17 protein-coding genes and 1 pseudogene are annotated in these 22,422 nt (G+C 69.8%); 6 read left to right on the top strand and 12 right to left on the bottom strand.

All coding sequences use genetic code 11. From position 1 onward, the window contains the following. Positions 1-681 precede the first annotated feature (681 nt). The 10 genes from tyrS to argC form a co-directional block, all read right to left on the bottom strand. A complete protein-coding gene (gene tyrS, locus ACGFIV_RS25995) occupies positions 682-1,950 on the bottom strand; it encodes a tyrosine--tRNA ligase (protein ID WP_358556149.1) in 1,269 nt (422 codons plus the stop codon). A gap of 123 nt (positions 1,951-2,073) precedes the next feature. After that, a complete protein-coding gene (locus ACGFIV_RS25990; protein WP_358556140.1) occupies positions 2,074-2,724 on the bottom strand; it encodes a DNA-3-methyladenine glycosylase in 651 nt (216 codons plus the stop codon). After that, positions 2,706-4,148, bottom strand: a complete 1,443-nt coding sequence (argH, locus tag ACGFIV_RS25985; protein WP_358556146.1) for an argininosuccinate lyase — start codon at positions 4,146-4,148, stop codon at positions 2,706-2,708. The genes ACGFIV_RS25990 and argH overlap by 19 nt, the downstream gene beginning before the upstream one ends. Before the next feature lie 80 nt (positions 4,149-4,228). Further along, entirely contained in the window at positions 4,229-5,428 is a 1,200-nt protein-coding gene (locus ACGFIV_RS25980; RefSeq protein ID WP_358556137.1) for an argininosuccinate synthase, read from the bottom strand. A gap of 84 nt (positions 5,429-5,512) precedes the next feature. Beyond that, the gene (locus ACGFIV_RS25975) at positions 5,513-6,028 is read right to left on the bottom strand and encodes an arginine repressor (protein WP_358556134.1); all 516 of its coding nucleotides are present in this window, start codon (positions 6,026-6,028) and stop codon (positions 5,513-5,515) included. Continuing rightward, positions 6,025-6,969 (bottom strand): ornithine carbamoyltransferase, encoded by a 945-nt coding sequence (gene argF / locus ACGFIV_RS25970; RefSeq protein WP_358556131.1) that lies wholly within the window; start codon positions 6,967-6,969, stop codon positions 6,025-6,027. The genes ACGFIV_RS25975 and argF overlap by 4 nt, the downstream gene beginning before the upstream one ends. After that, on the bottom strand, positions 6,966-8,156 hold the full coding sequence (locus ACGFIV_RS25965; RefSeq protein ID WP_358556128.1) for an acetylornithine transaminase: 1,191 nt from the start codon (positions 8,154-8,156) through the stop codon (positions 6,966-6,968). The genes argF and ACGFIV_RS25965 overlap by 4 nt, the downstream gene beginning before the upstream one ends. Then, entirely contained in the window at positions 8,153-9,055 is a 903-nt protein-coding gene (gene argB, locus ACGFIV_RS25960) for an acetylglutamate kinase (RefSeq protein ID WP_358556143.1), read from the bottom strand. The genes ACGFIV_RS25965 and argB overlap by 4 nt, the downstream gene beginning before the upstream one ends. Positions 9,056-9,069: 14 nt before the next feature. Further along, complete coding sequence (gene argJ, locus ACGFIV_RS25955) at positions 9,070-10,221, bottom strand: bifunctional glutamate N-acetyltransferase/amino-acid acetyltransferase ArgJ (RefSeq protein WP_358556125.1); 1,152 nt, start codon at positions 10,219-10,221, stop codon at positions 9,070-9,072. Positions 10,222-10,261: 40 nt separating this feature from the next. Next, positions 10,262-11,284 carry an N-acetyl-gamma-glutamyl-phosphate reductase gene (gene argC / locus ACGFIV_RS25950; protein ID WP_358556122.1) on the bottom strand — a complete coding sequence of 341 codons (1,023 nt, stop codon included), beginning with the start codon at positions 11,282-11,284 and terminating at the stop codon, positions 10,262-10,264. 186 nt (positions 11,285-11,470) lie between these two features. Between argC and ACGFIV_RS25945 the strand changes: the two genes are divergently transcribed. From ACGFIV_RS25945 to ACGFIV_RS25930, 4 genes are all read left to right on the top strand, one after another. Continuing rightward, a complete protein-coding gene (locus ACGFIV_RS25945; protein WP_392838024.1) occupies positions 11,471-13,144 on the top strand; it encodes a class I adenylate-forming enzyme family protein in 1,674 nt (557 codons plus the stop codon). Positions 13,145-13,402: 258 nt separating this feature from the next. Further along, positions 13,403-13,936 carry a hypothetical protein gene (locus ACGFIV_RS25940; protein ID WP_358556116.1) on the top strand — a complete coding sequence of 178 codons (534 nt, stop codon included), beginning with the start codon at positions 13,403-13,405 and terminating at the stop codon, positions 13,934-13,936. Between the two features lie 28 nt (positions 13,937-13,964). Further along, positions 13,965-14,981, top strand: coding sequence for a hypothetical protein (locus ACGFIV_RS25935; protein WP_358556113.1), 1,017 nt, complete (start codon positions 13,965-13,967; stop codon positions 14,979-14,981). 22 nt (positions 14,982-15,003) lie between these two features. Beyond that, positions 15,004-16,338 (top strand): Dyp-type peroxidase, encoded by a 1,335-nt coding sequence (locus ACGFIV_RS25930; protein WP_358556111.1) that lies wholly within the window; start codon positions 15,004-15,006, stop codon positions 16,336-16,338. 265 nt (positions 16,339-16,603) lie between these two features. On the opposite strand, the gene ACGFIV_RS25925 is transcribed toward ACGFIV_RS25930, so the two are convergent. After that, complete coding sequence (locus ACGFIV_RS25925) at positions 16,604-17,551, bottom strand: superoxide dismutase (RefSeq protein WP_358556108.1); 948 nt, start codon at positions 17,549-17,551, stop codon at positions 16,604-16,606. 73 nt (positions 17,552-17,624) lie between these two features. On the opposite strand from ACGFIV_RS25925, the gene ACGFIV_RS25920 reads away from it, so the two are divergent. Then, positions 17,625-18,077, top strand: a complete 453-nt coding sequence (locus tag ACGFIV_RS25920) for a Uma2 family endonuclease (RefSeq protein WP_358556105.1) — start codon at positions 17,625-17,627, stop codon at positions 18,075-18,077. Positions 18,078-18,413: 336 nt separating this feature from the next. Beyond that, positions 18,414-21,599, top strand: coding sequence for a penicillin acylase family protein (locus ACGFIV_RS25915; RefSeq protein WP_392838023.1), 3,186 nt, complete (start codon positions 18,414-18,416; stop codon positions 21,597-21,599). 125 nt (positions 21,600-21,724) lie between these two features. Here ACGFIV_RS25915 and ACGFIV_RS25910 read toward each other — a convergent pair. After that, positions 21,725-22,422, bottom strand: a pseudogene (locus tag ACGFIV_RS25910) (phenylalanine--tRNA ligase subunit beta); the annotation flags it as partial.

The raw sequence follows: 22,422 nt of genomic DNA, 5'->3' as shown, positions 1-22,422 counted from the left end.
AAACAATGCTTGAAGAAATCCCGGCGAACACCACACCCCACAAGGCGTGATGCCAACCAAAGGAAACCATCCCCACACACCCGCAAAGGCGCATGAAAGACGGAGGTATGCATATTCATGCACTGGCTTTTAACACACTGTTGAGTTCTCAAGAAACGGACGCGTACTCCAGACCAGACCCGGAACCAAGCGGCTCCGGCCCCGTCCGGGGCGCACTTCCTGTTACCTAACTTTACCAGATCCAGACACTTTCTGTCAAATCATCCGATCTGGCAGAAACCGCCCCGAACTGGTACAGTTCGGCCGCCCCGTCTCCAGGGCAACCCGTCCAACTTACCCTGTTGTCCACTCGATGTCGACTCGAACTGTCAAAAAAGTTCGGCTCGATCTCGTCTGGGCAACACGTCAGATCCGGATCCTCCGTCAGAGACGGCGAATCCGAGAACATGTCTTCCGGGATGCCCGGGAGCCAGGCGCCTGTTCGGCAGCCCGTCGTTCCCTGGGGGCGAAGAGAACACTAAGCGGCGTCCGGGGCTCCGTCAAATCGTCATGGGAGCAACCACTCCAGTTCACCTCTCCGATGACAGAAAGTCTCTCCAGAGCGCCACAGGAGTGTCACCACAGACGCCTCCGGCCCCCGGTGACAGACGCGCACCGGGGGCCGGAGGGATGCCGTGAGCGTCAGCCGGCGACGACCTCTACACCGCCGACGGAGCGCTTCCCGCGCCGGAGCACCAGGAACCGCCCGTACAGCAGGTCCTCGGCGGACGGGACGTACGACTCGTCCGTGATCTTGGTGTTGTTGAGGTACGCCCCGCCCTCCTTGACGGCGCGGCGGGCCGCCGACTTGCTCTCGACGAGCCCGCTCTCGGCGAGCAGGTCGACGTACGAGGCGCCGAGCGCGGGCACCGTGGCCCTCGGCACCTCCGCCAGCGCCGCCGCGAGCGTTCTCTCCGGCAGCTCCTCCAGCGAGCCCTGGCCGAACAGCGCGCCCGACGCGGCGATCACCGCGGCGCACTCCTCGGCCCCGTGCAGCAGGGTCGTGAACTCCTCCGCCAGCGCCCGCTGCGCCTCACGAGCCGCCGGGCGCTCGGACGCGCTCTTCTCCAGCGCCTCGATCTCGTCCCTGGACCTGAAGCTGAAGATCTTCAGGAACTTCACGACGTCGCGGTCGTCGGAGTTGAGCCAGAACTGGTAGAAGGCGTACGGCGAGGTCAGCTCGGGATCGAGCCACACCGCGCCACCGGCCGTCTTGCCGAACTTCGTGCCGTCGGCCTTGGTGATCAACGGCACGGTCAGCGCGTGCACGTGGCGGCCCTCGACCCGGCGGATCAGGTCACACCCCGCCGTGATGTTGCCCCACTGGTCGCTGCCGCCGATCTGCAGCGAGCAGCCGTGCCTGCGGTAGAGCTCCAGGTAGTCGTTGGCCTGCAGGATCTGGTAGCTGAACTCGGTGTAGCTCAGCCCCTCCCCCGCCAGACGGGCCGAGACCGACTCGCGGGCCAGCATGCGGTTCACCGGGAAGTGCTTTCCGACGTCACGCAGGAAGTCGATGGCCGACAAGCCGTGGGTCCAGTCGAGGTTGCTCACCAGGATGGACCCGGAGGAGTCGGACAAGTCGACGAACTTCTCCACCTGGACGCGGATGCGCCGCACCCACTCGGCGACGACCTCGGTCGAGTTGAGCGAACGCTCCTCGCTCTTGCCGCTGGGGTCGCCGATGAGGCCGGTGGCCCCGCCGACCAGCCCGATGGCACGATGGCCCGCCCGCTGGATGCGCGTCAGCGTGAGCAGCGGGACGAGGTTCCCGACGTGCAGCGACGGTGCCGTCGGGTCGAACCCGCAATAGACCGTGATCGGACCCTCGTCCATCGCCACCCTGAGGGAGTCGATATCGGTGGACTGCGCGATCAGGCCGCGCCACGCAAGGTCATCGAGGATGTCGGTCACGATCCTGGCCTTCATGGTTGGTTCGACGGATGAATGTACGGCTTTCGCCTCGCCTTACAGCCTGCCCGATCACCGCACCACTCCGCCACCTGAAAAGCACTGCCTCGCGATCACGAGAGCGGGTCAGCTCGGACGGGTCCTGGGCACGTGCTTGCGGTAGGACGAGACGGTGGGGTCGCCGTCGATCCAGAAGCGCCACGGGGTGTCGGCGGCGGTGGAGACGCCGGTGCGCGGGCCGGAGCGGACCGACGCGGGATCCGCGGGGTCGCCTTCGAGGATCTCCAGCTCCGCGGAGCCCGAGCAGCAGTCGAGGCCGTTGTGCTCCCTGCCCACGCCGAGCGCCACGGCCAGCCGCGCGGGGCCGCGTGCCAGCTCGCGCTCGGGGATCGTACGGCCCCGGCCGGTCAGCGCCGCGGCCGTACTGGGCCGGTGGCGGCGGGTGCGGGCGACCTCCACCCCCTCGATCACCTCGCCGGCGCGCAGCAGCACCCCCGAGCCCTGGCCCTCGGGCAGGCAGACGAGGTTGGCGCAGAAGTGCATGCCGTACGTGAAGTAGACGTACAGGTGCCCCGGCGGCCCGAACATGACGGAGTTGCGCGGGGTGCGCCCTCGGTAGGTGTGGGACGCCGGGTCCTCCCCTGGCGGGCCGTACGCCTCCACCTCGGTCAGGCGCACGGCGACCGGCCCGTGCCGCAGGACGCGCCCGAGCAGGCCGGGCGCCACCTGTGGTGAGGGCCGGTCGAAGAACTCCCGGTCTAGGATCCGCTCGCCCACGCCGCCTGGCCGTCGACGATCTCCCGCAGGGCGGTCAGCTGGTCGCGGACGCGGTCGGGCGCGGTGCCACCGTACGCCTTGCGCGAGGCGAGCGCGCCCTGCACGTTCAGCACGTCGAGAGCGCCCGGCACGCCGCCCTCGTCGCCGGGGACCACGGCCCCACCGGGGCTCTCCACGAAGTGCGGAGAGATCTTGGCGAGGTCCTCCTCGGTGAGCTTCTCGAAGGTGGTGTCGTTGACCTGGCACCACACGACGAGGTGCCCGACCGCCTCGTGGGCGTCGCGGAACGGCACTCCCCTGCGCACCAGGAGCTCCGCCAGGTCGGTCGCCAGGGCGAAGCCGTCGGGCGCGGAGGACTCCAGGCGGGCGGTGTTCACGCGCATCGTGGAGACCAGGCCGGAGACGGCGGGCAGGACCAGCAGCAGGGTGTCGACCGAGTCGAACACCGGCTCCTTGTCCTCCTGCAGGTCGCGGTTGTAGGTGAGCGGCAGGCCCTTGAGCGTGGTCAGCAGCGTCATCAGGTTGCCGATGAGCCTGCCGGACTTGCCCCGGGCCAGCTCGGCGACGTCGGGGTTCTTCTTCTGCGGCATGATCGACGAGCCGGTGGAGTAGGCGTCGTCCATCTCGATCCAGTGGAACTCCTGGGAGGCCCACAGGACGATCTCCTCGCCCAGCCGCGACAGGTGGACGCCGATCAGCGAGGCGCAGAACAGGAACTCGGCGGCGAAGTCGCGGTCGGCGACGGCGTCCATGGAGTTCGGCGCCGCGGCGTCGAAGCCCAGTTCCCGAGCGACCGCCTGCGGGTCCAGGGGCAGGGACGAGCCCGCGAGCGCGCCCGCGCCAAGCGGGGACACGGCCGCGCGCCGGTCCCAGTCGCGCAACCGGTCGACGTCGCGGGCGATCGCGTGGACGTGCGCGAGGAGCTGGTGCCCGAACGACACCGGCTGGGCGTGCTGCAGGTGGGTCATGCCGGGGGCGGCGGTGGACGCGTGCTCCTCGGCCTGGCTCATCAGGGCCGTCTCCAGCTCGACGAGCCGCGACACGATGTAGCGGACGTGGTCGCGCAGGTAGAGCCGGAGGTCGGTGGCGACCTGGTCGTTGCGGCTGCGGCCGGCCCGGAGCTTGCCGCCGAGCGAGCCGAGTCGTTCCAGAAGCCCGCGCTCCAGGGCGGTGTGCACGTCCTCATCGGCCACGGTGGGCCGGAACTCACCGGCCTTGCAGGCCTGTTCGAGGTCGTCCAGGGCTCCGAGCATGCGCTCAAGCTCCGCCTCGCTCAGCAGCCCGGCGCGGTGGAGCACCCGGGCGTGCGCCCGTGACGCCAGCAGGTCGTACGGCGCGAGCCGCCAGTCGAACTGCACGCTGACCGACAGTCGTGTCAGCGCGTCCGCCGGACCGCCTTCGAACCTGCCACCCCAGAGCCGCATGGGCTTGCCACCCTCAGCCACCGTTCTCCTCTTCTCCAGTTCCAACGCTCAATCCGCGACCCTAGCCCAATTGGGCCCTGTCAGCCGAGACGACCGTCCCGGGCGGCGGCGATCTTGGAGGGGAGGCTCCAGAGCTGGACGAAGCCCTTTGCCAGCGACTGGTCGAAGGCGTCGCCCGTGTCGTAGGTCGCCAGCGAGAAGTCGTACAGGGACGCCTCGGAGCGACGCCCGGTCACGACGGCCCGTCCGGCGTGCAGGGTCATGCGGATGTCTCCGGAGACGTACTTCTGCGCGTCGGCGATGAAGGTGTCGAGCGCGTCCTTGAGCGGGGAGAACCACAGGCCGTCGTAGACCAGCTCGCCCCAGCGCTGGTCGACCGACCGCTTGAACCGGGCGAGGTCGCGCTCGACCGTGACGTTCTCCAGCTCCATGTGGGCGGTGATCAGGGCGATCGCGCCCGGAGCCTCGTACACCTCGCGGGACTTGATGCCGACGAGCCGGTCCTCGACCATGTCGAGGCGTCCGACGCCCTGGGCGCCCGCGCGCTGGTTGAGCTCGGCGATGATCTGGAACGGGGTGAGGGAACGCCCGTCCAGGGCGATCGGCACACCCGCCTCGAAGGTGATGACGACCTCGTCGGCCTCACGGGGCTGCGACGGGTCGGCGGTGTAGGAGTAGACGTCCTCGATCGGGCCGTTCCAGATGTCCTCCAGGAACCCGGTCTCGACGGCGCGGCCCCAGATGTTCTGGTCGATGGAGTACGGCGACTTCTTGGTGACGTCGATCGGCAGGCCCTTCTCCTCGGCGAAGGCGATGGCCTTGTCGCGGGTCCAGGCGTAGTCGCGGGCGGGCGCGATGACCTTCAGCGAGGGGTTCAGCGCGGCGAGGCCGGCCTCGAACCTGACCTGGTCGTTGCCCTTGCCGGTGCAGCCGTGCGACACGTGGGTGCCGTTGAACTGCTTGGCGGCCGTGGCCAGGTGCTTGACGATCAGCGGCCGGGACAGGGCGGAGACCAGCGGGTAGCGGTCCATGTAGAGGGCGTTGGCCTGGAGCGCGGGCACGCAGAAGTCGGCGGCGAACTCCTCGCGGGCGTCCACCACGACCGATTCGACGGCGCCGCAGTCGATGGCGCGCTTCCGGATGACCTCCATGTCCTCGCCGCCCTGGCCGACGTCGACGGCCACGGCGATGACCTCGGCGCCGGTCTGGTCGGCGAGGAAGGGGATGGCCACGGACGTGTCGAGGCCGCCGGAGTAGGCGAGTACCACCCTGTCAGTCATTGCTCTGCTCTCCCAGGAAAGGAATTCTTGAATGTCTTACGAGGAACGCCCGGTTCGCTCGGGTCTTGATGGAAGACGCCCGGCTCACACGGGCTGACTACGTCGATCGGTCAGCCTGAGCAGGGACTTGGCGAGGAGCGTCCCTCCCACGGGATCCCGGCTGATCACCAGGATCGTGTCGTCGCCCGCGACCGTGCCGAGGATCGACTCCCAGTCGGCGTGGTCGAGCGCGGAGGCGAGGAACTGCGCGGCCCCCGGAGGGGTGCGCACGATCACGAGGTTCGCCGAGGCCTCGGCCGAGACCAGAAGCTCCTCGGCCACCCGCCGCAGCCGGGCCGCCGGGCTCTCGCCCGCGCCCATGCGGGTCAGCGGGATGCGCGCCCCGCCCTCGCCCGGCAGCGCGTACACCAGCGAGCCGTCGTCGGCCCGCAGCTTCAGCGCGCCCAGCTCGTCGAGGTCGCGCGAGAGCGTGGCCTGGGTGACCTCGACTCCGCTCTCAGCGAGCAGCCTGGCGAGCTCGGGCTGCGACTTGACCTTGTGGCGGTTGACCAGATCGGCGATCTTCGCGAGCCTGGCGGCCTTGGTGAGCGGGATCGTCATCGCACCACCAGCCAGTGGAGCAGGGCCTTCTGGACGTGCAGGCGGTTCTCCGCCTGGTCCCAGACCACGCTGCGCGGGCCGTCGAGCACGCCGGCGGTGATCTCCAGGCCTCGGTAGGCGGGCAGGCAGTGCAGCACCGCCGCGTCGGGGGCCGCCAGGGCGAGCAGCTCGGCGTTCAGCTGGTACGGCATGAGGGCGGCGACCCGCTCGTCCTTGCCGTCCTGGCCCATCGACACCCAGGTGTCGGTGGCCAGGATGTGGGCGCCCGCGGCGGCCGCGGCCGCGTCCGACAGGACCGTGACCGAGCCGCCGGTCGAGGCGGCGATCTCGGCCGCGCGGTTGAGGATCACCGCGTCCGGCTGGTACGCCGCGGGGGCCGCGATACGGATGTGCATTCCCGCCGTCGCGCCGCCGAGAAGGTAGGAGCGGGCCATGTTGTTGGCGCCGTCGCCCAGGTAGGTGAGAGTCTGACCGCCGAGGGGGCCCCGCCGCTCCCGTACGGTCAGCAGGTCGGCGAGGACCTGGCAGGGGTGGAACTCGTCGGTCAGCGCGTTGACGACGGGCACCGAGGAGGCCGAGGCCATCGCCTCGACGCGCTCCTGGCCGAAGGTACGCCACACGATCGCGGCGACCTGCCGTTCGAGGACGCGGGCGGTGTCCTCGATCGGCTCCCCCCTGCCCATCTGGAAGCTCCCCGCGTCGATGATCAACGGCTGGCCGCCCAGCTCGGCGATGCCGACCGCGAACGAGATGCGGGTGCGGGTGGAGTGCTTGTCGAAGAGCGCCGCGACGGTCATCGGGCCCTCGAAAGGGCGGTAGCCGTACCGGTCCTTCTTCATCGCCTCGGCCAGGTCGAGCACCTCGGCCTGCTCCGCGGGGCTCAGGTCGTCGTCCCGCAGAAAGTGCCGGACGGCCACCGGGTCACCTCCGTACGTGCTCACGGGGCCACCTCCGCGAGGATCGCCGGGAGTGCCTGGAGGAAGGTCTCGATCTGCTCGGAGGTGATCACGAGCGGCGGAGCGATCCGTACGGCGCCGGGCTGCACCGCGTTGACCAGGAACCCGGCGCGCTGGGCGGCGGCCTGGACGTCGGCGGCGCGGTCGGCAGTGAGCACGATGGCCAGCCACAGTCCCCGGCCGCGCACTCCCGCCAGCAGCGGGTGGCCTACCGCGGCGATGCCGTCGCGGAGCCGCTGCCCGGCCGTGCGCACATGGGCGAGCAGGCCGTCCTGGTCGATGGTGTCGAGCACGGCGAGCGCCGCCGCCGCGGACACGGGGTTGCCGCCGAAGGTGGAGCCGTGGTCGCCCTTGGCGAAGAGCGTGCCGGCGTCGCCCAAGCCGAGGCAGGCGCCGATCGGCATGCCGCCGCCGAGCCCCTTGGCCAGCGTCAGCACGTCGGGGACGATGCCGTCGTGCTGGTGGGCGAACCAGTGCCCGGTGCGGCCGATCGCCGACTGGATCTCGTCGAGCACCAGCAGCGCCCCTGTCGCGTCGCAGATCTCGCGCGCGGCGGTGAAGTAGCCGGCCGGCGGCGGCACGACGCCCGCCTCGCCCTGCGTGGGCTCCAGGAACACCGCCGCGCAGTCCTGCGTGACGGCCTGCTTGAGCGCGTCGGCGTCGCCGTACGGGACGAAGCGCACGTCGATCGGGAACGGCCCGAACTGGTCGCGGATGGACGCCTTGCCGGTCAGCGAGAGGGCCCCGAGCGTACGGCCGTGGAAGCCGTTGTCGGCGGCGACGAAGTACTTCCTGCCGGTGGACCTGCCGTACTTGATGGCGAGCTTGAGCGCGCACTCGTTCGCCTCGGTGCCGGAGTTGGCGAGGAAGACGCGGGCAGGGGCCTTCAGCAGGCCGAGCAGGCGCTCGGCGAGCAGCACCTCGGGCTCGTTCACGAACAGGTTGGAGGTGTGCGCGATGGTCGCCACCTGCCGGGACACGGCCTCCACCAGCGTGGGGTGCGCGTGGCCGAGCGAGCTGACCGCGATGCCCGCGATCAGGTCGAGGTAGCGCGTGCCGTCCGCGTCCCAGACGTAGGAACCCTCGCCGCGGACGGGCACCACGGGCGGAACCCCGTAGTTCGGCATGAACGCGGCCTCGAAGCGCTTCTGGAGCGAACTCGCGCCGGTCATGAGCGCACCTCGGGCAACACCATGGTTCCGATCCCCTCGTCTGTGAAGATTTCGAGCAGCACCGAATGCGGCACCCTGCCGTCGAGCACATGCGCCTGCGGCACGCCGCCCGTGACGGCGGTCAGGCATGCCTCCATCTTGGGCACCATGCCGCTGGACAGACCGGGCAGCAGCTTGGCCAGCTCGCCGGCCGTCACCTGGGTGATCACCTCGGAGGCGGAGCCGTCGCCGGAGGCCGGCCAGTCGGCGTACAGGCCCTCGACGTCGGTGAGCACGACGAGCTTCCCGGCGTTCAGCGCGACCGCGAGCGCCGCGGCGGCGGTGTCGGCGTTGACGTTGTAGATCTCGCCGTCCTCGCCGCGCGCGATCGAGGACACCACCGGGATGCGCCCGTCGCCGAGTAGCGCCTGGACGGCTCCCGCCTCGACCCGGACGATCTCGCCGACCTGGCCGATGTCGACCTTCTCGCCGTCCACCTGGGCGTGCTTGCGCTCGGCGGTGAACAGGTGGGCGTCCTCGCCGGACATGCCGATGGCGAACGGGCCGTGGCGGTTGATCAGGCCGACGACGTCGCGGTTGACCTGGCCGACGAGCACCATGCGCACGATCTGCATGGCCTCGGGCGTGGTCACCCGGAGCCCGGCGGTGAAGCTGCTCTCGATGCCGAGCCTGTCGAGATGGGCGTTGATCTGGGGACCGCCGCCGTGCACGACGACGGGCTTGAGGCCGGCGTGCAGCAGGAACACCATGTCGTCGGCGAAGCTCTCGCGCAGGCCCTGGTCGGTCATGGCGTGCCCGCCGTACTTCACGACGACGGTCTGTCCCCGGAAGCGCTTAAGCCAGGGCAGGGCCTCGATGAGGACGGCCGCCTTGGCCTGCGCCTGGGGTCCCGCGCCCATGTCGATGACTCCGCTCATGTCGAGTAGGCCGAGTTCTCGTGGACGTAGTCGGCGGTGAGGTCGGTGGTGTGGACGGTCGCGGAGTGCGGGCCCGCCGAGAGGTCGATGGTGATCGTCACGTCGCGGGGGCGCAGGTCGACCTTGGCGCGGTCGTCCCCGGCCGCGCCGCCCCGGCAGATCCAGATGCCGTTGATCGCGACGTTGAGCCGGTCGGGCTCGAAGACCGCGTCGGTCGTGCCGACGGCCGACAGGACGCGGCCCCAGTTGGGATCCTCGCCGTGGATGGCGCACTTGAGCAGGTTCGACCGGGACACCGCCCGGCCGACGGCCACGGCGTCGTCCTCGTGGGCGGCCCCCACGACCTCGATCGCGATGGCCTTGGAGGCGCCCTCGGCGTCGACCAGGAGCTGCCTGGACAGATCGGCGCAGACCTCGGTGACCTTCTTCTCGAACTCCGCCGGGTCGGGGGTCACCCCGGAGGCGCCGCTGGCGAGCAGCAGCACGGTGTCGTTGGTGGACATGCAGCCATCGGTGTCGAGCCGGTCGAAGGTGACGCCGACGGCCCTGCGCAGCACCCGGTCGAGCTCCTCGGCCGGCACGTCGGCGTCGGTGGTGATCACGCTGAGCATGGTGGCCATGCCGGGGGCGAGCATGCCCGCGCCCTTGGCCATGCCGCCCACCATGTAGCCCTCTCCCCTGCGGAACGAGATCTTGGTGACCGTGTCGGTCGTGCGGATCGCGTCGGCGGCGGCGAGGCCGCCGTCCCTGGACAGCTGGGCGGCCGCGGTCTCGACGCCGGGGAGCAGCAGGTCCATCGGCAGCCGCTCGCCGATCAGCCCGGTGGAGCAGACCGCCACCTCGCCCGCCGAGTCGCCGATGAGCTCGGCGACCTTCTCGGCGGTGGCGTGGGTGTCCTGGAAGCCAGCGGGACCGGTGCAGGCGTTCGCGCCGCCGGAGTTGAGGACGACCGCCCTCACCCTGCCGCCGGCGAGCACCTGCTGGGACCAGAGCACCGGGGCGGCCTTCACGCGGTTGCGGGTGAAGACCCCGGCGGCGGCCCGCGAGGGGCCGTCGTTGACGACGATCGCGACGTCACGGGTGTCGCGTGACTTCAGGCCCGCGGCGACACCGGCCGCGCGGAAACCGAGGGGTGCGGTGACGCTCACGCGTGCCCTCCTTGGACCGTTGTCTTGTGGCTGAGCTCGCTCACGGGGCGACTCCATTGAGGGGAAGGCCGAGTTCTTCTGCCAGGCCGAGGGCGAGGTTGGCGCTCTGGACGGCCCCGCCCGCAGTGCCCTTGGTCAGGTTGTCGATGGCGACGACGGCGACGACGCGCCCGGACCGCTCGTCGAGGGTCACCTGGAGCGCGGCGGTGTTGGCGCCGAGGGTCATGGCCGTCGCGGGCCAGGTGCCCTCGGGAAGCAGCCGCAGGAACGGCTCGTCCTTGACCGCCGCCTCGTACGCCTCGCGCAGCGCGGTCGCGGTGAGGCCGGGAACGGCGGGAGCGGTGCAGGTGGCGAGGATGCCCCGGCTCATCGGGGCCAGCATCGGGGTGAAGGACACCTTCACCGGCCCGCCCGCGACCTTGGAGAGGTTCTGCGCGATCTCGGGGGTGTGGCGGTGCGAGCCGCCGACGCTGTAGGCGCTGACCGAGCCCATCACCTCGCTGCCGAGGAGATGGGGCTTGGGCGCCCTGCCCGCGCCGGAGGTGCCGCTGGCCGCGACCACGACGACGTCGGGTTCGGCGAGGCCCGCGGCGAACGCGGGGAACAGGGCGAGGGTGGCCGACGTCGGGTAGCAGCCCGGCACCGCGATGCGCTTGGCGGCGCGGAGGAGGTCGCGCTGGCCGGGCAGCTCGGGCAGGCCGTACGGCCAGGTGCCGGCGTGGGCGCCGCCGTAGAAGCGGGCCCACTCGGCGGCGTCCTCCAGCCGGAAGTCGGCGCCGCAGTCGACCACGAGCGTGTCGTCGCCGAGCCGCTCGGCGACGGCGGCCGACTGGCCGTGCGGGAGTGCCAGGAAGACGACGTCGTGGCCCGCGAGGGTCTCGGCCGTCGTCTCCTCGATGAGCCTGCCGGCCAGGGCGGGAAGGTGCGGCTGGTGCGCGGCGAGCGTGCCGCCCGCGCTCGAACCCGCCGTCAGCGCGCCGATCTCGATGGCGGGGTGGGCCAGAAGAAGGCGCAGCAACTCGCCCCCGGCGTACCCGCTGGCTCCGGCGACCGCCGCCTTCATCGACCCACCTCACATGACCATGCACTCGCCCTCATGACTTCTTAGAGAGAAAGTATGCATGCCTAAGCATCGTCATGCAAGTGAGCGCTATCGGCGCGGCCGTCTGGAACAACCCTCTGTTGTCCGTACCTACCGGTCGGTATCGTCCTTGGCAACGGCACCTACTCACCCGGGGAGTCACCGCGCATGACTGTCACGCACGACCAGGTCCAAGCACAGCTCACCGGACCGGGCCAGCTCTTCGAGATGGACGAGGTCGAGATCCGCGGGACCAAGCTGCGGACCTGGAAACACGCCCCGACGACCTTCCGGGCCCTTCTGGAGAACAGCCGCTTCCACGGCGACAAGGTCTTCCTCGTCTACGAAGACGAGCGGATCACCTACGAGGAGCACTACCGGCGGGCGGCGACGCTGGCCAGGCGGCTCGTCGAGGACTACGGCGTGAGCAAGGGCGACCGGGTCGCCATCGCCATGCGCAACTATCCGGAGTGGGTCGTCGCGTTCTCGGCGACCCTCGCGACCGGGGCGATAGCCGTACCGCTGAACGCGTGGTGGACCACCCCCGAGCTGGAGTACGGGCTGTCGGACTCGGGCGCCAAGGTAGCCGTCGTCGACGGCGAGCGGGCCGAGCGGCTGCGGGACACCGCCGTCCCCCTGATCGTCACCCGCTCCGCCGGTGAGCTGCCCCCTGGGGCCAGGGAGTTCGCCGACGTCCTCGGTGAGGTACGGGCCGACGTGGCGCTCCCGGCGGTGGAGCCGGACGCCGAGGACCCCGCGACGATCTTCTACACGTCCGGGACCACGGGCCACCCCAAGGGCGCGCTCGGCAGCCACCGTAACCTCGGCCAGTCGCCGATGACCGTCGCCTACGCCCTGCTGCGCAGCATCGCCATGGCGGGCAAGGATCCGGCCTCGGCGGCGAGCACGCGGCGGATCACCCTGCTGACGGTGCCGCTGTTCCACGTCACCGGCTGCTTCGCGGTGATGACGGCGACCATGTTCGCCGGCGGCGGCCTGGTGCTGATGTACAAGTGGGATCCGGGGCTGGCACTTCAGCTCATCGAGCGTGAGCGGGTGACGATCCTCACCGGCGTTCCCACCAACGCCTGGCAGCTGCTGTCGCATCCGGACTTCGGCAAGTACGACATCTCCAGCCTCGGCGGGGTGAGCTACGGCGGCGCTCCGGCCCCGCCCAAGCTGCTGGAGCGCATCAACGACCAGCTGCCTAAGCGGCAGGCGTCCAACGGGTACGGGATGACGGAGACCACCGCGCTCGCGATCTACAACAGCGGGCCGACGTACCTGGCCAAGCCCGACAGCATCGGCCTGCCCCTGGCGGTCTGCGACGTGCGGATCTCCGACCCCCTCGGTAACGAGCTGCCTTCGGGCGAGGTCGGCGAGCTGTGCATGCGCGGCCCCAACGTGATCATGGGCTACTGGAACCGCCCGGACGCGACCGCGCAGACGTTCGTGGACGGATGGCTGCACACCGGCGACCTGGCGCGGGTGGACGAGGAGGGCTTCGTCTACATCGTCGACCGGGCCAAGGACATGGTCATCCGGGGTGGCGAGAACGTCTACTGCGCCGAGGTCGAGGCGGCCCTGTTCGAGCATCCGGCCATCGACGACGCGGCCGTGATCGGGATCCCGGACGAAGAGCTGGGCGAGCAGGTCGGCGCGGTCGTCCGGCTCAAGCCCGGCGTGCCCGCCACCGCGGAGGAGTTGCGATCGTTCCTGAGCGGGGTGCTGGCCCCGTTCAAGATCCCGGTCCGCTTCTGGTTCCGCGACGCCGAACTCCCCCGCAACCCCGGAGGCAAGATCCTCAAAACCCACCTCCGCAAGGAGACCCTCGGCCTCTGAGGCCCTGCGATCACGAGGTACAAGGCGGGGCGCCATCACCCGCGCCCCGCCGACGGTCAGCGAAGCCTGCTGCCGCGCCTCCGTATGGACGTGAGCCCGCTGCGCGATCCGGTGACTTCCGCCTGCTGATCGGGCCCAGCGTGATCACGATGTTCGGCAGGTCGGCCCCAGCCCACCGAGCGGCCAGGGCCGACGTGATTACATTGCAGGTAGGTAGCGATGGTGCGTTCCCCCTGGCCATGTGAGGGAGGGACAGACATGGAGATCACACCCCAGGCGGTCGTCATTCCCAAGGAGACCGACCATCTGGAACAGGGGAAATACGGCCCCATCTTCCCCAAGACCCCGGCGTGCTACGGGTTCACCATCATCGCGACGGTCAAGCCCGGCCGCGCCGAGGCGATCCGCAACCACGGCTACACGCTGGCCAAGGCGCTGGAGGCAGACCCGTATCTGCTTGCGCCGCTCAAGCTGCACTATCTGCGCTGGGTGCTGTTCGACGACGACACGCGGTTCATGTACCAGGGGATCTTCGACACCGACTTCGACAAGTACACCGAAGACGCCATCGACCTCTTCAGCAGGTCAGGGGTGAGTACGGCTTTCGAGAACCTTGAGGGGTTTCCCGAGGACTGGAAGACCAACCCCGAGGCGTTCGTACGGTTCGTTCGTGCGCATCACTGCCCGAGCTTCATCGAGTACGGGGAGTATCCGTACGTCACTGCCGACGAGATCAAGAAGGCTCTGCGAATCAAGAGCGCTCTGTCGGAGATGCTCGACCAACTGCAGTGACATCCGCCCGCGTTATCAGGGAGGAAAGATGAACGAGTTCAGGACCGCGCGAACGTACAACCAGCAGCATGTGCCGCGCCAGTACACCCCTGGTCGGCGGCGGTTGAGCATCTATGTCGCGTGGAGCTATCCGGCCGAGGCGGGCAGGAACCCGGCGGAGCTCGACAACCGGTTCTCCACGATGACCGAGGTGCGCCGCGCGGCGTGGCCGGCCTACGAGGACCCGAAGTGGTCGGATCCGCTGCGGTTCCAGCAGGGCATCGCGGGCGGGCTGGAGCTGTTCTTCCGGGGCTGGCTGCCGTTCCAGCAGTTCGTCGAGGAGGCCACCGGACACGCCGTGCCCGTCTATCAACGCGTCGATCAGGCCGGCTTCCCTACCCCGCTGGACGAGCGGGTGCTGGCCGACACCGACACCCTGTTCGTGTGGGGGCTGGATCACATGATCACCGGGCAGGAGGCCGCACCGGAGGAGATCGAGGCGCTGCGGGAATTCCTCACCCGGGAGGGGGCTTGCCTGGCCTTGGGGCCGCATCACGACGTCGGGGCATCGGACGACCTGGCCGTGCGCGACATGGAGTACCGCCATCACGGTGACCCCCTGGTGCCCCGCCGGCAACGCTTCGGCGGGTACACCAGATCGTTGATGGCAGGTCTTGGAGTGCCCGTGGAAAACCGCTATGGGCTACGTCCTGCGGTGAAGCAACCGAACCAGAACGCCCCACTGTCCATCACCAGGGATCTCGACACCAAAGGCTGGCTGGAAGGAGTGACCAGCTTCAACTTTCACAAGCACCTCCCGCACTACGCCCTCACCACCGACGACCCGGACATCGTCCACGTGCTTGGCCGGCAGCCCATCGACACATCAAGACCGCACCCGTTCACCGAGGCGGGCAACACCGAATTCAACATGTTCCTATGGATGCCGCCCAGCGGCGACCGGGCCGGTGATGTGATCATGGCCGACAGCACGATCTTCAGCACGTTGTTCGGCGCCGACGAGAGCCTGCGCGCCTTCTGGGGAAACCTCGCCTCGGCGAAGTAGCGCCACAGGAGGGCGAGGTTTCATGAGCGAGCAAACGCAGGTCGCTCTCGAACTCCACGACATCCAGCGCGGTGTGCTCAGCCCCCGTCCGACGCCGTACGCGGCGACGTACATCCTGTTCCGCATCGACGACCGGGCGCACGGGAAGGAACTGATGCGCCGCGTGAGCGCAGTGGTGACCTCGGCCGCCGACTCGGCGAGCCCTCTGGGCGAGACCTGGGTGAGCGTCGCGGTCACCTGTCACGGCCTCAGAGCACTCGGCGTGCCACAGGATTCCCTCGACACCTTCGCCTGGGAGTTCCGGCAGGGGATGGCAGCACGGGCCAATGCGCTGGGCGACATCGACGAAAGCAGCCCCGAGAACTGGGAACCACCGCTCGGCACGCCCGATGTTCACGTTGTGCTCGTGGCGCTCGCCCCCGACAGCACACAACTGGAGGCTGCCATCGACCGCGCCCGCCCTGCCTTCGACACCCTTCCCGGCGTGACGGCGATCTGGCGGCAGAACTGCCACGCGCTACCCACCGAGACAGAACCCTTCGGTTACCGCGACGGCATCAGCAACCCCGCCGTCGAGGGCAGCGGCATTCCCGGCACGAACCAGCTAGAGGCGCCCCTCAAGGCCGGCGAATTCGTGTTCGGCTACCGCGACGAGCTCGGCGGGATCCAGACACCACAGCCCCAGGTGCTGGGGCGCAACGGCACCTACATGGCCTTCCGCAAGCTCAACCAACGTGTCGCCCTGTTCCGGCGCTACCTGAAGGACAACTCCACCAGCCCCGAAGACGAAGAACTGCTCGCAGCCAAGATCATGGGACGCTGGCGCAGCGGCGCACCCCTGGCGCTCAGCCCGCTGCACGACGACCCCGGCCTCGGCGCCGACCCAAGCGGCAACAACACCTTCCTGTACCAGCAGGACGATCCGGCCGGCTTCACCACTCCGGGCGGCTGCCACATCCGCCGAGGCAATCCCCGCGACGCGTCGGTGGCCGGTGCGCCGAGGCTGCACCGCATGATCAGACGCGGCACCGCGTACGGCCCGGCGCTGCCCGAGGGCGTCCTGGAAGACGACGGAGCCGACCGCGGACTGATGTTCGCGTTCATCGGAGCGCACCCGGGGCGGCAGTTCGAGTTCGTCCAGTCCGAATGGATGAACAGCGGCATCTTCTTCGGCGCGGGCAACGAGACCGATCCCGTCATCGGCTCCAGCCACGGCGCCCGCGACTTCACGATTCCCCGGCGGCCCGTACGGCGGCGCCTGCACGCCCTGCCCCAGTTCGTCGTCACTCGCGGCGGCGAATACTGCTTCATGCCCGGACTGAGCGCTCTGCGCTGGCTCGGGGATCTCCAAGACTGAAGCACGGCCACGCTGCCGCCCTGGCACGACGACGATCCACAGCCCGAGTTGGAGCAGGGCTCCCACCCGGTTTTCGAGCCACGACGGGCCGTACGCGTAGAGCAGGCTCGACCCGAACATCAGCCCGATCCCGGCGAGAGGCGCCACCACTGCCGCCGGCAGGCCCACACCCCACTCGCCCCGCCTCACAGATGCCACCCTTCCCTGCCATTCAGCATGGACGACTTATGCGAGGAACGACGGGATGGACCGGGCGGGCACCGGATCAGTGACGTTTGATGGCCACCACGTTGTACGGGGTCGTCGGGGTGGGGGTGGTGGTGAAGCGGGCGTTGGGGAGGTAGAGGCGGTCGCGGAAGGCGGCGATGGTGGTCGGGACGTCGAAGCGGCCGTCCATGAGCTTGCGGATCACCTTCCCTGACGTGGCGCCGCGGTCCAGTTGTACGGAGGTCACGGTGTTCAGCCGGTTCTGAACGACGTGGAGGACGCGGCCCTCCAGCAGCAGGCCGTCGCCGTTGGCCAGGGACTCGGTGCCGAGGTCCACCAGGGTGGCGACTCCGGTCGAGGGGTTGACGCGGAAGAGCCTGCCGGTGTTCGACTGGACGACCAGCAGGGCCTTGTGGTCGGGGGTCTGGGCGATGCCGTTGGCGTTGTTGCCGGTCGTGTACACGATGTCCCCGCTCAGTGGCACGTTCACCGCCTCGTCCGGCAGTGCTCCCCCGCGCCCGAACGGCAGTTTGTACAGCACGGGGTTGGCCGAGTCGGTGAAGTAGGCCGCGTCACGGGTGAGCACGACGTCGTTGACGAACGCGGCGCCGGTGGTCAGCCGGTAGCTCGCGAGTACCTCGCCGCTCCGGGTGTCGATCACACGGGCGTCACCGCCGGTGCCGCCGGCGACGAACAGCCTGCCGCGCGCGTCGACCTTGAGGCCGAGCGACGGGGTGCCCGGTCCTGGGCTGATGATCCGGCCCTCGCCCGTGCGCAGGTCGGCCCGGTAGATCGCGCCGGTCGCGCGCGAGCCGAAGTACGCGGCCGGGCCCGGGCCGATGGCGATCCCTTCCGGCTGGAAACCGTCCGGAAGGGAGAACTCGGTGGGATAGGCCGGCCTGCCCACGGACGCAGCGGCCGTGGACGCATCGGCCCTGGACGTGGCCTCGGTCGGCCCTCCCACGAGCACGGCCAAGAACCCCGCCAGGAAGACTGCCACCTTCATTGGAGAACATCCCATCTGTCGCAGGTACAGCGATCTACCGAAATGCCCGCCCGAGCAACGCATCTAACATCGAGTGAGCCCCGGGCCTACGCCCCTGCGCCACCGAACGCTGCTGGAGAGCGGCTTGCGCCGCACGGTTCCAGCCGATCTGCGCGTGCGTCGCGAGATGAGCGTGGTCCTGGGCCCACGGCAACGACCAGAGCCCGACGTGATCGTCTTTCACGCCAGAGCCGTCCGAGGCCCAGACACCACCGCCTACAAAGCCGAAGATCTGGTGCTGGCGATCGAGGTGGTGTCCCCCGAATCAGAAGAGCGTGACCGTAAGCGCAAGCCGTCGCTTTACGCCGAGGCCGGCATCCCTCACTTCTGGCTGGTCGAAAGCTCCGAAGGACGTCCCACGGTGAACGCCTACGAACTGGACCCGACCACGCACAGCTACATCCTGTCCGGCAGCCACCAGGGCCGAGTACGGCTCACGGCCCCCTTCGACATCGACATCGACCTGATGGAGATCGACAGGCTTTGATCCCTTCTTCGAACCGAAGGACGGAGATCGCTTGATCGGCGACCGAAGGGTCGATCACGGGCGCGGACGCATCCTTGTGCGGCGTGCTCGTCCCCCTGGGACACAGTCCGAGCGCGCGTCGCGGAGCGGCGTGAATCGCGAGGACCACTGCCATGAGGCGGACACGCGATAGGAAGACGGGCGTTGCACGTCAGGGCGAGTTTCCGTGACTCGGGGTTGTGACCGCGAGTCATTTCCGGAGCGTGTGATTATCACATGGGCCATTGATCCGGTGTTGGTGCGAGCGTATGGTCCTCCCAACATCCGAGTACGCCTCATGTTTTGGGGGTCCTCTCCATGCACGCACGTCTCCGGCGGACGATCACCGCGGCCTCCGCGCTGGTGATCCTCTCGCTGGCATCCCCCGTCGTGCCCGTATCGGCCGCCACTTACACCGCCGACGACTACTGCCTCGGCGAGTGCGCGGACGTGTTGCCGCCGGGCCAGAACGGGAACGCGACCCTGGTCGAGATCCTGGCCAACCAGTCGCTGGGCACGATGCCACGGCACAGCAACGACCAGCTCGGCAAGTACGCCAACCTCATCGCCGGCTACACCGGGCTGACCGACGACCAGATCACCACGTTCTTCAACGACAGCTCGTTCGGCGTGCCCGCCGGGCAGGTGGAGAGCACGACGAGCCCCCGCTCGGACGTCACGATCGTCCGTGACAAGGCGACCGGCGTGCCGCACGTCACCGGGACCACCCGGGAAGGCACGATGTTCGGCGCCGGGTACGCGGGCGCGCAGGACCGCCTGTGGCTCATGGACCTGATGCGGCACGTCGGCCGTGGTGAGCTGACCCCGTTCGCCGGGGGCGCCCCCGGCAACCGCGCGCTCGAACAGAGCGTCTGGCGCAACTCCCCCTACACCGAGGCGGACCTCCAGGCCCAGATCAACAGGCTCAGGGACTCCGGCACCCGGGGCTCCCAGCTCTACGCCGACGTGCAGAACTACGTGAGCGGCATCAACGCCTACATCGACTACTGCATGGCGAACCGGAACTGCCCCGGCGAGTACGTCCTCACCGGCCACCTCGACGCGATCACCAACGCGGGCGGGCCGGTGGACTTCACCATGACCGACCTGATCGCGGTGTCCGGCGTGATAGGCGGGCTGTTCGGCGGAGGCGGCGGCGCGGAGATGCAGTCCGCGCTCGTGCGGGTCGCGGCCAGGGCCAAGTACGGCACGACGGTCGGCGACCAGGTCTGGACGGCCTTCCGGTCGCAGAACGACCCCGAGGCCACGCTGACCCTGCACAACGGCCAGAGCTTCCCCTCGGGGAACGCGCCAGGCGGCGCCACCGGGGTCGTCCTGCCCGACGCGACGACGTCACCCGTGGACATCACCGAAAACGAGTCGGGGTCGGCCACCACCTCCACCTCGTCCGCGAAGGGCGTCCTGGACGGGCTGCTCGTCGACAACTCCAAGCCCAGCATGTCCAACGCCGTGGTGGTGTCGGCCGCCGAGTCGAAGTCCGGTCATCCGGTGGCGGTCTTCGGGCCCCAGACCGGCTACTTCGCCCCGCAACTGCTCATGCTGGAGGAACTCTCCGGGCCCGGCATCCGGGCACGCGGCGCGGCGTTCGCCGGGCTCAACCTGTACGTGCTGCTCGGCCGGGGCACGGACTACGCCTGGAGCGCCACCTCGTCGGGCCAGGACATCACCGACACCTACGCGCTGCAGCTCTGCGACCCCGGCGGCGGCACGGTGACCCCGGCGTCGAACTACTACCTGTACCACGGCACCTGCACGGCGATGGAGACGCTGAAGAAGACCAACTCGTGGAAGCCCACCGTCGCCGACTCCACCACCGCAGGCTCGTACGACCTGGTGATGAAGCGGACCAAGTACGGCCTGGTGACCTGGCGCGGCACGGTCAACGGGCAGCCCACGGCCTTCGCCGCGCTGCGCTCGACGTACCAGCACGAGGCCGACTCGGCGATCGGGTTCCAGATGTTCAACGACCCGGCCCAGATGGGCGACGCCGCGGCGTTCAGGAACTCCGCCTCCACCATCGGCTTCGCGTTCAACTGGTTCTACGTGAACTCCTCCGACGCGGCGTACTTCATGTCGGGCAACAGCCCGGTCAGGTCCGCGGTCTCCGACCCGAACCTCCCGATGACGGCCGACGCGGCCCACGAATGGGCGGCGTACGACCCGGCCACCAACTCCGCGACCTACACGGCCCCCGCGACCCACCCGCAGACGAGCAACCAGGACTACCTGGTCAGCTGGAACAACAAGCAGGCCAAGGACTACGGCGCGGCGGACGGCAACTTCAGCTTCGGGCCGGTCCACCGGGTCGACCTGCTGGACGCCCCGGTCAAGGCGGCGGTGGCGGGATCGGGCAAGCTCGACCGGGCGGGCACCGTGAAGATCATGGCAGAGGCCGCGACCACGGACCTGCGCGGCAAGGAAGTGCTGCCCCACCTGCTCCGGGTGGTCAACAGCGCGACCGTGACCGACCCGGCGCTCGCCTCGGCGGTGTCCAAACTGTCGGCATGGGCCTCGGGCGGCGCCAGGCGGCTGGAGACCTCGCCGGGCAGCAGGACCTACTCGGACGCCGACGCCATCCGCGCGTTCGACGCGTGGTGGCCGAAGCTCGTCCAGGCGGAGTTCAAGCCCGGCCTCGGTGACGGCCTGTACCAGTCGCTGGTCAACGCCCTGCAGATCAACGAGTCGCCGTCGGGCCACCAGCAGGGAGACCTCTCCAGCCTTCCCGGCTCGGCGAACGAGGCCCAGGCGCACAAGGGCTCGGCGTTCCAGTACGGCTGGTGGGGTTACGTGAGCAAGGACATCCGCTCGGTGCTGGGCGACCAGGTCGCCGGGCCTCTGGCGCAGAAGTACTGCGGAGACGGCACCGTGGCCGGTTGCCGGACGGTGCTGCTGAACAGCCTGTCGGCGGCGCTCGCCGAACCCGCGACGACCACCTACCCGGCCGACGACGTGTGCTCGGCGGGCGACCAGTGGTGCGCGGACGCCATCGAGCACTCGCCGCTCGGCGGGGTCAAGCAGTCGCTGATCTCCTGGCAGAACCGGCCGACCTACCAGCAGGTCGTGTCCTTCCCCGCCCACCGGGGCGACCCGATCACCAACCTCGCGACCGGAGGGTCCGCGAGCGCGTCCAGCATGCAGATCCTCCCGCCCTACCCGGCGAGCAGGGCGATCGACGGCGACCCGACGACCCGCTGGGCGAGCGCGTCCAGCGACAACCAGTACCTCCAGGTCGATCTCGGGTCGGCCAAGACCGTGGCCCGGACGGTGCTGCGCTGGGAGGCCGCCTACGGCGCGGCGTACTCGATCCAGACCTCTGCCAACGGATCGGCCTGGACCACGGTGTACTCCACCACCACCGGGAACGGCGGCGTGGACAACGTCACCTTCAGCCCCACGACGGCCCGCTATGTCCGCATGCAGGGCGTGACACGCGGCACCTCGTACGGCTACTCCCTGTACGAGATGGAGGTGTACTCCAAGTAGCGGGCTGAAAGGAGAATGGCGGTGGAGTGATCCACCGCCATTCGGCCACCCCTCACTGGAGTGATCAACCACCGTCGGGCCCGTCCCCGCCGGCGCCGGGCGGAATCCGGCGCCGTCGGGGAATGTCAGGCGCTGCGGAGGTGGGCGCCTGTGCGCTCGGCGGCCAGGGCCACGGCCGCGTCGCGGGCCGCGGTGGTCTCCTCCACGATCAGTGTGCGGTCGGGGGCGCGGAAGCGCAGGCTGTACGCCAGGGACTTCTTGCCCTCCTCCACCTGAGATCCGGTGTAGACGTCGAACAGCCGGATCGACTCCAGCAGCGTGCCCGCCCCTTCGCGCAGGGCCGCCTCGACCTCGGCGACCGGAACCCCGGCAGGGACCACGAGCGCGACGTCCTGCGTGGCGACGGGGTACGACGAGACCGGCTCGGCCTGCGCCGGACCGGGCAGGACCGCCGCGAGGACGCTGAGCTCCAGCTCCATCGCACAGGTGCGGGGCGGCAGGCCGTACGCCTCGATGACGCGCGGGTGCAGCTCGCCGGCGTGGCCGAGCAGCTTCTCCCCCACGTGCAGGGCGGCGCACCGGCCCGGGTGCCACGGCTCGTGCCGGTCGGCGCTGACGGTGATCTCGGCGCCGGCCTCCCGTGCGACCACACGTGCCGCCTCGACGGCGTCCGCCCAGCTCGCCGGGCGACCGGCACCCCACCAGCCGGACCGGTCGTGGGGGGCGGCGCGCCCGACGGCGCCCCCCCCCGGCGGCCGGGGGCGGGCGGCCGGGGTGGTGGGCAGCGCCGCCGCCGGGGGGGGGCGGGGGCCGCCGCGCACCC

The organism is Sphaerisporangium sp. NPDC049003, from assembly GCF_043197795.1.
GTDB lineage: Bacteria > Actinomycetota > Actinomycetes > Streptosporangiales > Streptosporangiaceae > Sphaerisporangium.
This window is presented reverse-complemented; position numbering and strand designations above follow the sequence as displayed.

Excerpts from the sequence above, each read along its gene's own strand:
- argH (WP_358556146.1), bottom strand. The coding sequence starts at position 4,148 with ATGCGGCTCTGGGGTGGCAGGTTCGAAGGCGGTCCGGCGGACGCGCTG.
- ACGFIV_RS25980 (WP_358556137.1), bottom strand. The coding sequence starts at position 5,428 with ATGACTGACAGGGTGGTACTCGCCTACTCCGGCGGCCTCGACACGTCC.
- ACGFIV_RS25975 (WP_358556134.1), bottom strand. The coding sequence starts at position 6,028 with ATGACGATCCCGCTCACCAAGGCCGCCAGGCTCGCGAAGATCGCCGAT.
- ACGFIV_RS25965 (WP_358556128.1), bottom strand. The coding sequence starts at position 8,156 with ATGACCGGCGCGAGTTCGCTCCAGAAGCGCTTCGAGGCCGCGTTCATG.
- argB (WP_358556143.1), bottom strand. The coding sequence starts at position 9,055 with ATGGGCGCGGGACCCCAGGCGCAGGCCAAGGCGGCCGTCCTCATCGAG.
- argC (WP_358556122.1), bottom strand. The coding sequence starts at position 11,284 with ATGAAGGCGGCGGTCGCCGGAGCCAGCGGGTACGCCGGGGGCGAGTTG.
- ACGFIV_RS25945 (WP_392838024.1), top strand. The coding sequence starts at position 11,471 with ATGACTGTCACGCACGACCAGGTCCAAGCACAGCTCACCGGACCGGGC.
- ACGFIV_RS25940 (WP_358556116.1), top strand. The coding sequence starts at position 13,403 with ATGGAGATCACACCCCAGGCGGTCGTCATTCCCAAGGAGACCGACCAT.
- ACGFIV_RS25935 (WP_358556113.1), top strand. The coding sequence starts at position 13,965 with ATGAACGAGTTCAGGACCGCGCGAACGTACAACCAGCAGCATGTGCCG.
- ACGFIV_RS25930 (WP_358556111.1), top strand. The coding sequence starts at position 15,004 with ATGAGCGAGCAAACGCAGGTCGCTCTCGAACTCCACGACATCCAGCGC.
- ACGFIV_RS25925 (WP_358556108.1), bottom strand. The coding sequence starts at position 17,551 with ATGAAGGTGGCAGTCTTCCTGGCGGGGTTCTTGGCCGTGCTCGTGGGA.
- ACGFIV_RS25915 (WP_392838023.1), top strand. The coding sequence starts at position 18,414 with ATGCACGCACGTCTCCGGCGGACGATCACCGCGGCCTCCGCGCTGGTG.